Genomic DNA, 14,811 nt, shown 5'->3' on the forward strand with positions numbered 1-14,811 from the left:
AAATTCGGGATGTTTTTATTGAAGAATCCTCTAACATGAAAGTTATCGCTTCGGCTTCCTGAAGCTTTCTGCGCGCTATAGTTCGCAAATGAAAAGAAGGGGTGTGTCTTGTCGATACGGATTGGCCAAAAATACGGACACCTCATTCACGGATGGAGCTGCGCTTGCCACAGCCCGCAGGCCTTGCAACTGATGGCGCGGATGGAGAAGAAGCTGTCTCGCCGCAATTTGCTCAAGGCGGCTGCCGCGTCGCTTACGGTCTCTGCCTTGGGCCTGACCGGCACGGCAATGGCCCAGACCAAAGCCCCGGCAAAGCCCGTTCTTCTCACCAATGTGAAGATTTTCGACGGCACAGGCACCAGGCTTATTGAGGGCCAGAACGTTCTGGTGGAAGGCAATTTCATCAAGGCGCTGGTCGGCGCGCAGGAAACGGTGGCAGACGCGGACGTTATCGATTGCGGCGGGCGCACGCTGATGCCGGGCATGATCGAAGCGCACTGGCACTCCATTCTGGCCGGAATTTCGCAGTTGGCGGCCATGACGGCCGATATTCCCTATGTGCATCTGGTCGCTGCGCAGGAAGCCGAGCGCACGGTACTGCGCGGCTTCACAACGGTACGCGATGTCGGCGGGCCGTCCTTCGCGCTCAAGCGCGTCATTGACGAGGGCGGCGTGGTTGGCCCGCGCATTTACCCATCGGGCGCGATGATTTCGCAAACTTCCGGTCATGGTGATTTCCGCATGCGCACCGATCTGCCGCGAAGCGCCCAGAGTGATCTGAGCGTTGCAGAACGGGCAGGCATTTCGGCCATTGCCGATGGCGAGGCGGAAGTGCTGCGCCGCGTGCGTGAGCAGCTGATGCTCGGTGCAAGCCAGATCAAGATCATGGGTGGCGGCGGCGTTTCTTCGTCTTACGATCCTATCGATGGCATCCAATTCACGGAAGCCGAGACCAAGGCGGCTGTTGCTGCTGCCTCCGACTGGGGCACCTATGTCTGCATCCACACCTATACGTCCGCCGGTATCCAGCGGGCGTTGGCTTGCGGTGTGAAGTCCATCGAGCACGGCCAGCTTGCCGATGAGGAAACCGTCAAGCGCATGGCCGATGCCGATGCCTGGTGGAGCATCCAGCCATTTCTCGCTGACGAGGATGCCAATCCGAAATCCGATCCGGTGCAGCGCCAGCAACAGCAGCAGATCTCCGACGGTACTGTGCGGGCCATCGAGCTTGGCCGGAAGTACAAGGTCAAGATGGCGCTTGGAACCGACATCCTGTTCAACCCGAAGGGCACGGCGACGCAAGGCAAACAGCTCGCGAAATTCGCGCGCTGGTATGACAATGCTGAGGTGCTGCGCATGCTGACCAGCGGTAATGCCGATCTGGTCGCGCTTTCGGGGCCGCGCAATCCTTACCCGGCAAAGCTTGGCCGTATAGAAGCCGGAGCCTATGCCGATATTCTCGTGCTGGATGGCAATCCTCTCGATGATATTTCATTGATTGCCGATCCGGATCGCACGATGAAGCTCATCATGAAGGATGGGCGCATTCACAAGAACACGCTTTCAGCTTGAGGGACGCATTTTGAATAGACTGAACACGTATGCTGTCGCCGTTGTCATGTCCCTCTGCGGTGCGCAGGCCGCAAGTGCTGCCGACGCGGTCGTCGTTCCGCCGGAAGCGCCGTCCGTCGTGGAAAGCCAGCGTTGGGCCTTGCAAGTCACGCCCTATGTCTGGGCAGCGGGTCTCAAGGGAGATATTTCGCCCTTCCAGCGCGCACCGACCATTGGCATTGAAAAGTCCTTTTCCGATGTGTTGAGCGATCTCAATTTCAGCGGCTTCGTCAATGTCTGGGGCCGATACGACCGTTTCGTCGTCTCGGGCGACATGATGTATGTCGATACCACGGAAAGCCACGCCTATGGCAACCTGCCGCCGCTGCCGATCGCCATTCCATCGGGCACTGTCGTCAAGGGCGATGTGGATAGCAAGCAGTTCATGGCCACGCTGCAAGCCGGTTATCGCGTTGTCGATACGCCGAAATTCACCCTTGATGCGCTGGGCGGCATCCGCTTCTGGCACATTTCCAATGATGTGACGGTCAGCGCGCTGGGCCTTTCGCGCAGTTATGGCGAAAGCTTCAACTGGGTCGATCCGGTGGTGGGCACGCGGGCGCTTTTACGTCTGACGGACAAGCTTTCCTTGCAGGCGCAGGCGGATATTGGCGGCTTTGGCGCCGGTTCCGAACTGACCTGGTCAGTGCTTGGCACAGTCAATTATGTGCTCACCGATCACCTGTCGGTTTCGGCAGGCTATAAGGCGCTGCATGTCGATTATGACCGTGACGGCTACGTGTTCGATTCACGCCTCAACGGTCCCGTTCTGGGCGTGACCTACCGGTTCTAGCCAGTGACGGACCGTTCGATTTCCGTGATAGCCAGTTCACGAGAATGAAATAGACGGCATTTTCCTGCCCCGATAGAAAGCGGCATAGTGTTTGGCGCGCCGGAGGAGTGGCGCACCAAATGCCGGATTTGGGAAAATTGCAGGAATAACATGCCGATCTATGAGCTGGCTGCCGCTGGCGCAGCAACGTGCTGGGCACTGACGGGCCTCATCTCTGCCTGGCCAGCCGGTCATCTGGGCGCGCTTGCCTTCAATCGCGTGCGGCAAGTGTTTGTTACGAGCCTGCTAGCCATCTATGTCATCGCGACTGGAAAATGGCAGCAGCTGAGCGGCGATGTCGTCCTGCCCCTGATGCTGTCAGGTTTCATCGGCATTTTTCTGGGCGATACTCTGCTCTTCATCACGCTGAACAGGCTTGGACCGCGCCGCTCCGGCATTCTCTTCGCCATGAATGCGCCAATGACCGCATTGCTCGGCTGGCTGGTGCTTGGTGAAACTCTGTCTCTGATCGCCGTGCTCGGCATTGTCATCACGGTTTTCGGGGTTTCGCTGGCGATTTTCTTTGGCAAGCGCGCAACGCAGCTGCATCCATGGGAAACGATCAAGGGATCGCTATGGGCGGGCATCGGCCTTGGCTTGTTGTCTGCGCTGGGTCAGGCCATCGGCTCGATCATTGCGCGTCCGGTGATGGAAACGGGCATTGACCCGCTCGTCGGCTCCATGTTGCGTGTTGGTACTGCCGCCTTATGTCTGTCGATACTGATGCAGTTGCCATTCGCTGCCGTGAAGCCGCGCAATCCGCTCAATTGGCGGGTTGGGGCGATGACGGCATTGACCGGATTTCTGTCGCTGGGCATCGGCATGACCCTGCTGCTTTTCGCCTTGTCGGGCGGGAAAGCGGGCATTGTCTCGACCATTTCTGCCACAACACCGGTCATCATCTTGCCGCTGCTCTGGCTCAGGACGGGCGAGCGCCCCGCCGCGGGCGCATGGCTTGGCGCGGCTTTTACCGTGGTCGGTATGGCGCTTATCTTTATGCGCTGAGACGTCTTTCGCCTTTTAGGGCCGTTCTGCTTTGCTGCGCGCCATCCAGCGTTCACGGAAAGCCCGGCGACGCGAGCGCCAGCGTGGGCGCGGCAGCGGTTGAGCAGAGGTTTTGCTGCGCATCGCCGGTGGCGGCGACAGCAGGCGGATGATGAACAGAATGCAGACACCGATGGTGAACAGCCAGAACATTTCGTCGGTCAGATCGTTGATCATTGTCTCGTTCCAGCGGTTCGTCCGGCACTCAATAAGCTGAATATACGGCGTCGCATCATAGCTTCAGAAAAGAAAGACAGAGCACCGACCCAACGGAATCGGATCGGTGCTCTTCAGTAAAACAGATAGCTTCTGGCGAAACTAAGTCCAAGTCACGTTAGCGTGCTTATTTGTAAAGCTGGCTATTGTGTCACTGCCTTCGGCTTCAGGCGCAGGATAAGCGGCACGAGCACCAGTGCGACAGCCGGGAAAACCAGCCAGTTGATGGTTTCCCAGCCGGAAGCATGCAGCAGCGATCCCGCGAAGAACGACGCGCAGGCAACCGTGCCGAACATGATGAAATCATTGGCGCCCTGCGCCTTGCCGCGCTCGGCTGGCGTGTGACAGTCGGTGACCATTGCGGTTGCGCCGATGAAGCCAAAGTTCCAGCCGATACCAAGCAGGATCAGCGCCATCCAGAAATGACCGACATCGAAGCCGCCAAGTGCAACGGCTGCTGCCCCGGCGATCAGCACAAGGCCGAGCGCGGTGATCTTTTCCTTGCCGTAGCGGGCGATCAGCTTGCCGGTGAAAAAGCTTGGTCCGAACATGGCAAGCACATGCCATTGAATGCCAAGCGCTGCGTGATCGACCGAATGACCGTGGCCAACCATGGCGATAGGTGCCGCCGTCATCACAAAGGTCATCAGGGCATAGGAGCAGACGCCTGCCGCCACCGACAGAATGAAGCGCGGCATTTTCAATATTTCGATCAGGGGCCTTCCGGTGTCATTGCTGGCATTGGCCGCTTTGACAGCCTTGGGCGCGCGCAGCAGGGACAGGACCGGCAATGCGATGAGGCCGAGCACCGCCTGGCTGAGGAAGCTGCCGGCGAACATGGCATCGGGTATCGTGTCGCGGGTCCAAATCACCAGCTGCGGCCCGACGATTGCGGCAATGAGCCCACCAACCATCACATAGGAAATTGCCTTAGCCTTCATATCGCCGCTGGCGGTGTCTGCGGCGGCGAAGCGATAGCTCTGCACATAGGCGGCATAGAGGCCTGCTGTCAGCGTGCCAAGGCAGAAGATCAGGAATGATGCGGAGAAGATGCCAGCGGCTGCGACAAGCCCCGCCGTCGCGCCGACAAGCGCGCCAATCATATAGGCATTGCGCCGCCCGAGTTGCCGCATCAAGAACGCGGCAGGCAAAGTGCCGAGTGCCAGTCCCAGATTGAACAGGCTGACGGGCAAGGTGACGAGGGCCGGATCGGACGACAATTTCTGCCCGACAAGGCCGCCGAGCGAGATGACGATAGGCGGGCTCGACGCACCGAGCGCCTGTGCCATCGTCAGGATAAGAATATTGCGGCGAACGGACGAATTGTCGGTCATTTTTTCCCTCATACAGCGACACCGGAAACTAGCGTCATAGTTGCCTGCCGAATAGAGGAAAAATATTCCAAATCACCGAAGTTCGATTTTCTAGCGCTTTGTCAGTGGCAGTCTTCAAAGCTTCATTGGACAGTCAAGCACGTGTCACGAAGCGTGCTTACCTATGCCGCAGGCTTAAGCGGTTTCCGTGAGGGTAAAATCGACTTAACCGCTCTCGCTTTTTACTTTTTAGCACGCCTCATCCGAAAGCTGCTTCGCACTTTTCGGGACGTGCTCTAACTCGGAACGGGGACATTCCATGCATCGGTATTTCGGCACGTCAACCATTCTCGCCAGCCTTCTGGCTTTCACCATTGTTCCGGCGTCGGCGGAGGAAAAAGCCTTTCCGGCCACGCTGAAGGCCCATGCGATCCTGCCAGCCAATACGGTCATCGCAGCACCGGACGATGCGGCAGATCATTTGAAGACTTCCGGCAAGTTCACGACCGCGGACCGCAAGCGCGCGGAAGGCATTGGCACGATTGAAGGCAAGGATGGCGTGCGTAAAACCGGCCTTTCGCTTCCCTTCGACGGCCAGCCTGTGCAGGGCTTTTCGGGCATCAAGACCATGGAAGATGGCAGCTTCTGGACGCTGTCGGACAATGGGTTCGGCACGAAGCTCAACTCACCCGACGCCATGCTGATGCTGCACAATGTCAAGTTCGACTGGGACAACGGCAAGGTCGAGCGCGTGAAGACCCTCTTCCTCACCGACCCGGACAAGAAGGCCCCATTCCCGATCGTCATGGAAGGCGCGGAAAAGCGTTACCTGACGGGCGCGGATTTCGACGTGGAATCGATCCAGCCGGTGGCGGATGGTTTCTGGGTGGGCGAGGAATTCGGTCCGTTCCTGCTGAAATTCGATACTGATGGCAAGCTGACCGACGTGTTCTCAACGCAGGTTGGTGAAACGCAGGTCGTCTCGCCGGACAATCCAAAGCTCGCTTTGCCGGCCAATCCGAGCCTCAAGCTTCCGGTTTACAATCTGAAGCGTTCGGGCGGCTTCGAAGGCCTCGCCATGTCGAAGGACGGTTCGAAGCTTTATGGTCTCCTCGAAGGCCCGCTTTTCGTCGATGGCGCACCGGAAAAGACCGAAAGCGGCAAGACTGGTCTGCGCATCATCGAGTTCAGCGTCGCCGACAAGAAGTGGACGGGCCGTTCGTGGCTCTATCCTCTGGCTGAAGGCGGCGAAGCGATTGGCGACTTCAACATGCTGGATGCCAGCACGGGTCTGGTCATTGAGCGCGATAATGGTGCAGGCGTTGCCGAAAAGGCTTGCGCCGATCCGAAGAAGCCGCAGCCGGATTGCTTCGACGTGCCGTCCAAGGTCAAGCGCATCTACAAGATTTCCTTCGACGACAGCAATGTCGGCAAGGAAGTGCGCAAGATCGGCTACATCGATCTGCTGACCATTGCAGACCCGGATAACAAGCGCCGTCAGGGTGGTCATGACGCTATTTACGACATGCCGTTCGTGACGATCGAGAATGTCGACCGCGTGGACGATACCCATATCATCGTCGGCAACGACAATAATCTGCCATTCTCGGCAGGCCGTTCGCTCGACAAGGTTGACGACAATGAGTTCGTGCTGCTGGAAGTCGGCGAGTTCCTGAAAGCCGAATAAGTCGGTTGAACAGTGACTGAAGAAAAGCCGCGAGATAATTTCGCGGCTTTTCTATTCGGTACGTCGACGCGTGGTCAGATTTTAAGTGTGCGGTTGGTTTCGCGTCCAAAGCCACGAATTTCGATCCGGTCCGCATGGACTTCCACCACGGAATAGGCCGTTTCCGCAGGGGTATCGACCATGCCTTTGAAGTTGAGGAAGTGTTTGCCATTCACCTCACCGTAGTTACCGGCGTGGTTATGACCATTGAAGTAAGCGACGAAATTGTCGAAGCCGGTGAGAAGCTCCACGACCCGTTCGGAGTCCCACATATTGTGCTCGTTAGCCGGGAAGACCGGGTAGTGCCCCATTACGATGACCTTTTCACCGGCGGTCTGGGCCTTTTTCATGGTGTCGCCCAGCCACGCAAACTGTTGGTCACTGAGAGAACCGTTCCAGCTTTGGGCGTTGGGCGCATTTTTTGCCTTCAGAGCTTCCAGCCGCTGGGCCGCGACTTCACGGCGCGGATCGTTCTTGGGTGGGGCGAAAAGGCTGACATCGTTGCCATCCAGAACGATGAAGCGATAGCCGCCGCCAGTGAAATCGTAATAGGCGTTCTGCATGCCGACAGTGCGGATAACGGAAGTCAAATACTCGGACGCCACATCGAAATCATGGTTTCCGAGCAGGAAGAAATGGTCATGATCGAGCTTGTCATAAAGCGGCAGGACATGGTTGAAGCTCTCCCAATGGCGATCGATAATATCGCCGAGCGTCACCACGAATTGCAGGTCTTCCTCGTTGAAGGCTTCGATGGCTTCCGAAAGCTTCCACAGGCTGTTGGAATAATAGCGGTTCATCTGCAAGTTTGGCACGACAGGCGCATATTGTGGGTCGGCCACGACGCCGAAGCGAAACAATGGGCCCGATTGGGCGCTTGCACTGGTGATGGCAAAACCGGCAAATGGTATAGCCAGCGTGCCGACAGCACTCGCCATCAGAACATTACGACGGGTTATCATGTCAGTCTCCTGCCAGAATTGGCTCGTGTCTTGGGGTCCAGCGGAGGCTACCCTTGGGCGATGACAGGTGCGTGACTGTGTATGGCTCGATTGCCCGTGCTGAGCTTTTCGCCAGAACGGCTCTATCTCTTTGTTTTTGCGTGCTATCCGACACAAAACCGCTTCGCACTTTTGTTGGAAATGCTCTATGGTGCAGCAAAACTTCTATGGAGGAAGCCGTTGAAGATTTTCATTTTCGGCAGTGTGAATGTGGATGTCAGCGCGCGAATGGCGGCGTTGCCGCGTCCGGGGCAGACGGTGAATGCGTCGGGCTACGGGATCGGTCTCGGCGGCAAGGGCGCCAATCAGGCTGTGGCTGTCACCAAGCTCGGCGGCGATGTGCGCTTCGTCGGCGCGGTCGGCAACGATGCCTTTGGTGATCTTGCCGTCAAGCAGATGCAGGAGTTCGGTCTCAACACCAACGGCGTGCGTGTGACTAGCGGTGTCGAGACAGGCATGGCCATCATTCAGGTTGACGAGGCGGGCCAGAACACAATTGCGGTTTGTGCCGGGGCCAATGCGCATTGGTCGGCAACTGATATCGATGCGCACGCCGCGGATATTGCCAAAGCGAAGATTACCCTTTTACAGCGCGAAGTGCCGCATGAAGCCAATCTGGCGGTCGCGAAAGCGGTGCGCGCTTCAAGCGGGCAGGTGCTGTTCGACCCTGCTCCGGTTGGCGATGCCAGCCGCATGGCGGACCTGATTGCGCTTTGCGACATCATCTCGCCGAACGAGACTGAAGCTGCCGAAATCACCGGCATCGAGCCGACCGATCTGGCCTCGGCGGAAGCGGCAGCCCGTAGTCTTCTGGAACGTGGCCCGAAGACCGTCATACTCAAGCTTGGCAGCCGTGGGGCATTGCTGGTCACCGCAGACGAGGTCAGGCATTTCGAGCCGTTCAAGGTCAAGGTCGTGGATACGGTCGCGGCAGGCGACAGTTTCAACGGCGGCTTTGCGGTCGCCTATGCGGCAGGAAAATCGCTGCATGATTGCGTGCGTTTCGCATCCGCTTCAGGCGCAATTGCGGTCACGCGGGCAGGTGCTGGCGCGGCAGCGCCGACTGCACGCGAAGTGGAAGCGCTGATCGCCAGCGCCTGAGTTTCAGACACAAAAAGCCGCGCTGGCTGAACCAGCGCGGCTTTTTTCATTTTAGCGAGGGATCAGAGCGTCGCCAGACGTTCTGTCAGAAGCGCGAAGAAACCATCGGCATCGACATCCTTGATGAAGAGCGCGTTCTTCGGACGGTCGGTCACTTCCCACCAGTCGACAACAGTTTCGCCGATGGTCAGCTCCGAATTGATCTCGATTTCCACGTTGCAATGACGGCCGGAATAAAGCTCCGGCTTCAACAAATAGGCGATGACATTTGGATCGTGCAGTGGGCCGCCATCGGTGCCGTATTTCGCTTCGTCATAGCGTTCGAAGAATTCGAGCCATGCCGCGACGACTTCGCCAACATGGGTGCCGAGACCGCGAATGGCGGCGATGCGCTTTTCGGTGGTCAACACCTTATGGGTGACGTCAAGCGGCAGCATGGTGATCTGGATGCCGGATTTGAATACGACCGCTGCGGCATGTGGGTCGACATAGATGTTGAATTCGGCCGAAGGCGTGATGTTGCCGCCCTCGAAATAGCCGCCGCCCATCAGCACGATTTCCTTGACGCGCTCGGCGATCTTCGGTTCGCGGATCAGCGCGGAGGCAATGTTGGTTAGCGGTCCAAGCGGGCAAAGCGTGACGGTGCCCGGTTCTTCCTTCATCAGCGTTTCGATGATGAAGTCAACGCCGTGCTGCGCCTGCAGCGGCATGGTCGGCTTGGGCAGGTCATAGCCGTCGAGGCCGGTCTTGCCATGCACGTTTTCGGCGGTCACAAGCGGGCGCACCAGCGGGCGGATGGAGCCTGCAAACACCTTGGTGTCAGGCTTCTTCGCCACTTCGCAGATGGTGCGCGCGTTGATTTCGGTGCGGGCCAGCGGGCCGTTGCCCGCAACGGCGGTAATGCCGAGAATGTCCAGTTCAGGACTTGCGAGTGCCAGAAGAATGGCGACGGCATCGTCCTGACCGGGATCGGTATCGATAATAATTTTACGGGCCATGATAGGTTTCCTAATAGGGGATTTAAAGAGCGTTGCGCGCTGCATTGACCGTCTGGTCGACAAGCGCTTCGAAAGAGATTTTCGCCGGGCGGCGCATATAGGTGACGATGTCGTCGGCCAGCAGCGGCTTGGACCAACGCTCCGCGATGATACGAGGGCCGTGCTGGATGGCGATCATGCTGAGGATCTGCGCTGCGTTACAGTCGACGTCATGACCAATGCCGCACACGATTTCGAGCGTGCGGTCGAAATCGCCTTCACCGAACCACAAGGCGATGACCTGCGCCGCGGCATTCGGATAGACATGGATCCAGTTATATTCGGCATATTCCGCATCGCATTTCGCCCATGCATCCTGCCAGCTGTTTGCGGCATGGCAGGCATCGAGCGCGAAGGCCAAAACAGCGCCATATTCCGTTTCGGTTGAAAACAGCTTTATCGTTGAAACAAGCAGTTCACGCGTGTCTTTTACGGCAAAAGCGCGGGCCGCCATGACGGCATTGAATACCTCGCCCAGAATGCCATTGCCGGCATGGGAAATCTCCGCGTCCATCCATGCAAGCCGTGCCGCTTCGCGGGCGCGACCGGGCACAACCATGCCGCAAATAGTGCCGCGCATCTGCGCGCCTATCCATTCATCAAACGGATTGTCGGATGTGCCGGTTTCCGGCGGCGTCAGGCCGCGGCGCATATTGGAAAGCGCAATGGCTTCCGCCGACCAGCCAAGCGGGATCAGTGAAGTCCAGCGCTCAGCAATGTCACGGCTGGTGACGGCGGAACCCTTGTCGCCAAAGGCTTCCAGAAAGGCGATTTCAAAGGTGATGTCGTCATTATAGGTGTTTGGCTCACGCACATAATCGCGGATCGGGCCGAAAACCTCCATGATATTTTCAGCCGTATAGCCTTCGAGTGCGGTTCCAGCTGCCGCGCCCACGAGCTGCGCCATCCATGCTGCTGCGGTGCGGTCGCGGAAATCGTCAGACTGTACAGCATAGAGCACATCGTCCGGCCATTGAACGGCAGCGTCGAACTGCTCCCACGAGGTGTAACGCACCGTCTTCTGCGAGATGTGGTTCGGGTCGGGCCTTGCTGCCCGCATCAGCACGCGCAGGCGCATGTCGATGCGGTAAAGCGTTTCGAAATCGCGGCGCTCAAGCGCTGCCAGCCCATCACGCAGAAGCTCTGCGTAAGGCTCCGGCAGATAGCCCTTGTTTTCCAACGATTGCAGCGCACCAGCCATCAGGCATTCTGGGGCTGCCGATCCGGGCACATTGCTTTTCCAGAACATGGCCATGAGATCGTCCTGCGCCTTCATGACGGCGCTCGCATCCCATGTCTGTTCTTCCGCCGTGCGCACCACGGGTTTGGTGTCGCGCAGCAGGTCGCGGGTCAGTTCCCAAGCCTTCATGTTCTTCTCATTTTCATGCATGTCAGGAGTTCTTCAATTGCCGTGCGCGCCGCTGCTTGCGGGCGGCATGGATCGTCAGCACGACCACCGGAACGAGATAGGGGATCATCTGCATCAGTTCGAACGGCAGTCCGAGACTTTGCAGCGTGATGGCGAGTGATTCCGCAGCGGCCAGCACAAGGCTTGCGGCAAGCGTGCCCCATGCCGTTCCCTGTCCCATCACTTCGGCTGCAATCGCGATAAAGCCGCGACCGGCGGTCATGTTCTGGGCAAACCAGGTCACATAGCCAAGTGAAAGATAGGCGCCCGCCGCACCGCCGAAGATGCCGGAAAGCACCAGCGCTTGCATCTGCACGCGCCCGACATGGATGCCCGCCGCCCGTGCCGATTTGGGATCGACGCCGGTGGCGCGCAGATGCAGGCCGAAGCGGGTGCGCATCATCAACAGGCTGACCGCCGGGACGGCCAGAAGGGCGGCGAAGGTCAGCACATGGATATTGCCGATGAAAGGCACCGGCAGGCTTGGCAGCGCGCCGCTTTTCAGCGCGCCCGACATGCCCTTGTCGCCGGTGGCGAGATAAAGGCCGAGCGTTGTTGCCGCCGCCGCTGCAATGTTCAGCGCAATGCCGGTCATGATCAGATCGGTGCCGAGCCGGTTGACTGAAACCGACATGATCCAGCCGAGAAGCGCGCCTGCAATCAGCGCGGCCAAAAGGCCGATGGCCGGGCTTCCCGTTGCGGCACTGGCGAGAACGGCGATGAGCGCCGCCACAAGCATCATGCCTTCCATGCCGATATTCAGAACACCGGCGCGGTCCGAAATCATCACGCCAAGCGCCGCCAGCAGAAGCGGCGTTGAAACGCGCAGGATCGTGCCGATGAAGGACGGATCGAGAATTTGTGCGAGAACGGTGCTCATGCGTGTTCTCCAATCTGCCGTTCGGAAGCCTGTTCGTCCTTGCGGTTACGCAAGTTGCGGATCAGGCGCAGCACGGATGGGTGGTTATGAATGACGCTTGCCGTCGAACCCACCATGATGGCCGCTGTTACCAGCCCCACCACTTCGGTCGGGATATTCATGTTGCGGGCGAGAAGGTCGCCGCCAACCTGAACGAAACCGAGGAACAGGGCAGCCGGTATGAGCATGAACGGGTTTTCGCGCGCCAGAATGGCGACGACAAGACCGGTCCAGCCATAGCCCGGCAGATCTAGCCAGGAGAAGCGCGCATGAAGGCCCAGCACTTCCAGCGCGCCCGCCATGCCTGCCACCAGACCGCCGACGATCTGCGCCCGCATGATGATGCGTTTCAGCGGCAGGCCGAGATGATTGGCGAAGCCGGGACTGGAGCCTGCAATGCGGATATTGAGGCCGGACCGCGTCCAGTAAAGCCAGATGCCGCCCGCGATACAGGCGAGGATGGCGATGATCGAGCCGCTGTTGAGGCGCGTGCCCGCCAGAAGCCGGTCAAGCTTTGCCTCAGGCGGAATTCTGTAGGACATCATGCCGCCCGCTGCCGGGTCGCGGATGACGTAATTCAGCACGAACAGGCCGAGAAACAGGAAGGCATAGTTCAGCACCAGCGATGTCACCATTTCCGATGCGCCGAAGCGCAGGCGCAGAGCCGCCGGAATGGTGCAGGCAAAGCTGCCCGCGACCGCGCCGCACAGTATGGCGACCGGCAGCGAAAACCAGCCGAGCGACGGGATCAGCACAGCGCCGGTCACCGCACCGAGCGCACCCAGAAAGAAACCGCTTTCCGCACCGAGATTGAACAGGCCGGAGCGGAACATGATGGTGATGGCAAGGCCGGTCAGCATGATCGGCGTTGCCGCTTCCACCATATTGCCCATATGGCGAATGCTGCCGAAGGGGCCAAGAAAGAACGTCTTCAGGATCGCCGCCGGGTCGTCCTGCATCAGCGCCAGCGGCACCAGCAGCACGGCCATGATGACGGCGATAACCAGCACGGTCAGAAAGAAGGGAACGAGGGAAGCCAGAATTTTATGCATCAGGCAGCCACCTTGGTTCCGAGCATGTAGGGGCCGAGCGTCGCAGGCGTGATGTCGGGCCCGTTTTCCAGATGGGCGACGATGCGCCCGTTGAAGAGCACAACAACCCGGTCGCTGAGACGCAGCAATTCGTCGAGATCGGCGCTGACCAGCAACACCGCGCAGCCGCCTTGTGCCACTTCGTCAATACGACGATGCAGAAACGCTGCCGCCGAAACGTCGATGCCGCGTGTCGGCTGATCGGCGATGAGAAATTTCGGATTGGTCGCCAGTTCGCGTGCAGCAATCAGCTTTTGCGCATTGCCGCCGGAAAGCGAATCGAGCCGCTCCGTAATCGCGCCTGCGCGCACCGAGTAGCGCTTGATCATGCCCTGCACGCGCGTCTTGATCGCGTTCCAGCGCAGGAAAGGACCTCTATCCGTTTCGGGATTGCGATCGGTTCCGGCGATTGCATTTTCCGCCAGAGACAAGCCGGGCGCGCCGCCTTGTGAAAAGCGGTCGGCGGGAAGATAGGCAAGGCCTTTTTTGCGCCAGCTCGCCGTGTCGGCGCGCAGCATATTCGCGTCGTTGAGGCTGATGGTGCCGTTCGCGGCTTCGGCAAGACCGGAAAGAACGGAAACAAGGCCGCGCTGGCCGCTGCCGTCCACACCTGCAACACCGACGATTTCGCCTGCACCAATGGTGAGGCTGATATCGTTGATGCGGTCGGCAGGATCGGGCGCTTTGGTCGTCACGCCATTCATGGCGAGGACGGTTCTGGTCGGGCCGGTCTTGTGGGCGCGTTTTGGAATGTCGACCGCATGGCCCATGACCATCTGCATGATGGCGTCGTCCGGCACATCGGCAAGCTTTTCCGTGCCGGTAACGGCACCGGCGCGCAGCACGGTGACGCTTTCCGCCAGCTCGCGCACTTCGTTCAGCTTGTGCGAAATGAAAAGAATGGTGATACCGTCGTCGCGCAGACTTTTCAGCCGCCGCATCAGTTCCTCAATCTCCGGCGGAGAGAGAACGGCAGTCGGCTCGTCGAGGATCAGCAAACGGGTCCGGCGTGCCAGCGCCTTCAGGATTTCGACCTTCTGTTGCGCAGCCACGGACAGCACGCCCGTGATCGCATCCGGGTCGGCATGCAGGTCATATTGCTGCATCAGTTCATCGACCATTTTGCGCGCGGCAACACGGTCAATCAGCCCCGCCTTCACCGGCTCATGACCGAGAATGATGTTTTCCGTCACGGTCAGTGTCGGCACCAGCGAGAAATGCTGGTGCACCATGCCGATGCCCTTGGTGGCGGCATCTTCCGGCGACCAGGACGCAATATGCTGGCCATCGATGACGATTTCTCCCGCCGTGGCATTTTCAATGCCGAACAGGATTTTCATGAGCGTCGATTTGCCGGCGCCGTTCTCGCCGCAAATGGCATGGATCGATCCGGCGCGGATCGAAAACGACACGTCGCTGAGCGCGACGGTGCCGTTCGGATAGACCTTGCTCACATCGTGGAAGGCGACGATTGCATCGCCGCCTTCATGTTTTTCAGCTGGATTTGACACG

13 protein-coding genes are annotated in these 14,811 nt (G+C 59.0%); 5 read left to right on the top strand and 8 right to left on the bottom strand.

Annotated elements, in window-relative coordinates; all coding sequences use genetic code 11:
* Positions 1-108 precede the first annotated feature (108 nt).
* The 3 genes from FHW03_RS04095 (at position 109) to FHW03_RS04105 (ending at position 3,448) form a co-directional block, all read left to right on the top strand.
* Positions 109-1,572: an amidohydrolase family protein gene (locus FHW03_RS04095; RefSeq protein WP_377514092.1), complete on the top strand. Its 1,464-nt coding sequence runs from the start codon at positions 109-111 to the stop codon at positions 1,570-1,572.
* A 46-nt stretch (positions 1,573-1,618) separates the two neighbouring features.
* A complete protein-coding gene (locus FHW03_RS04100; protein WP_210277183.1) occupies positions 1,619-2,404 on the top strand; it encodes a hypothetical protein in 786 nt (261 codons plus the stop codon).
* Between the two features lie 150 nt (positions 2,405-2,554).
* Complete coding sequence (locus FHW03_RS04105) at positions 2,555-3,448, top strand: DMT family transporter (RefSeq protein ID WP_182519490.1); 894 nt, start codon at positions 2,555-2,557, stop codon at positions 3,446-3,448.
* A gap of 15 nt (positions 3,449-3,463) precedes the next feature.
* On the opposite strand, the gene FHW03_RS04110 is transcribed toward FHW03_RS04105, so the two are convergent.
* Positions 3,464-3,664, bottom strand: a complete 201-nt coding sequence (locus FHW03_RS04110) for a hypothetical protein (RefSeq protein WP_138783432.1) — start codon at positions 3,662-3,664, stop codon at positions 3,464-3,466.
* A gap of 182 nt (positions 3,665-3,846) precedes the next feature.
* Entirely contained in the window at positions 3,847-5,037 is a 1,191-nt protein-coding gene (locus tag FHW03_RS04115; protein WP_182519491.1) for an MFS transporter, read from the bottom strand.
* Between the two features lie 298 nt (positions 5,038-5,335).
* Here FHW03_RS04115 and FHW03_RS04120 point away from each other — a divergent pair, with 298 nt between their 5' ends.
* On the top strand, positions 5,336-6,703 hold the full coding sequence (locus tag FHW03_RS04120) for an esterase-like activity of phytase family protein (protein WP_182519492.1): 1,368 nt from the start codon (positions 5,336-5,338) through the stop codon (positions 6,701-6,703).
* Between the two features lie 74 nt (positions 6,704-6,777).
* Here the strand turns inward: FHW03_RS04120 and FHW03_RS04125 are convergent, their stop codons facing one another.
* Positions 6,778-7,680: a metallophosphoesterase gene (locus FHW03_RS04125; protein WP_377514341.1), complete on the bottom strand. Its 903-nt coding sequence runs from the start codon at positions 7,678-7,680 to the stop codon at positions 6,778-6,780.
* 204 nt (positions 7,681-7,884) lie between these two features.
* Between FHW03_RS04125 and rbsK the strand changes: the two genes are divergently transcribed.
* Entirely contained in the window at positions 7,885-8,844 is a 960-nt protein-coding gene (gene rbsK, locus FHW03_RS04130) for a ribokinase (RefSeq protein ID WP_182519494.1), read from the top strand.
* Between the two features lie 62 nt (positions 8,845-8,906).
* On the opposite strand, the gene FHW03_RS04135 is transcribed toward rbsK, so the two are convergent.
* Genes FHW03_RS04135 through FHW03_RS04155 form a run of 5 tightly spaced genes read right to left on the bottom strand, consistent with a single transcriptional unit; the run spans position 8,907 to position 14,810 of the window.
* Positions 8,907-9,842, bottom strand: a complete 936-nt coding sequence (locus tag FHW03_RS04135) for a nucleoside hydrolase (protein WP_078339011.1) — start codon at positions 9,840-9,842, stop codon at positions 8,907-8,909.
* Between the two features lie 22 nt (positions 9,843-9,864).
* Positions 9,865-11,250, bottom strand: coding sequence for an ADP-ribosylglycohydrolase family protein (locus FHW03_RS04140; RefSeq protein ID WP_377514096.1), 1,386 nt, complete (start codon positions 11,248-11,250; stop codon positions 9,865-9,867).
* Between the two features lie 22 nt (positions 11,251-11,272).
* Positions 11,273-12,169 carry an ABC transporter permease gene (locus tag FHW03_RS04145; RefSeq protein WP_151588842.1) on the bottom strand — a complete coding sequence of 299 codons (897 nt, stop codon included), beginning with the start codon at positions 12,167-12,169 and terminating at the stop codon, positions 11,273-11,275.
* Complete coding sequence (locus FHW03_RS04150) at positions 12,166-13,260, bottom strand: ABC transporter permease (protein ID WP_182519496.1); 1,095 nt, start codon at positions 13,258-13,260, stop codon at positions 12,166-12,168. The genes FHW03_RS04145 and FHW03_RS04150 overlap by 4 nt, the downstream gene beginning before the upstream one ends.
* Positions 13,260-14,810: an ABC transporter ATP-binding protein gene (locus FHW03_RS04155; RefSeq protein ID WP_182519497.1), complete on the bottom strand. Its 1,551-nt coding sequence runs from the start codon at positions 14,808-14,810 to the stop codon at positions 13,260-13,262. Before FHW03_RS04155 ends, FHW03_RS04150 begins: the two co-directional genes overlap by 1 nt.
* Between the last annotated feature and the right edge of the window lies 1 nt (position 14,811).

Source organism: Ochrobactrum sp. RH2CCR150 (assembly GCA_014138095.1).
GTDB lineage: Bacteria > Pseudomonadota > Alphaproteobacteria > Rhizobiales > Rhizobiaceae > Brucella > Brucella gambitense.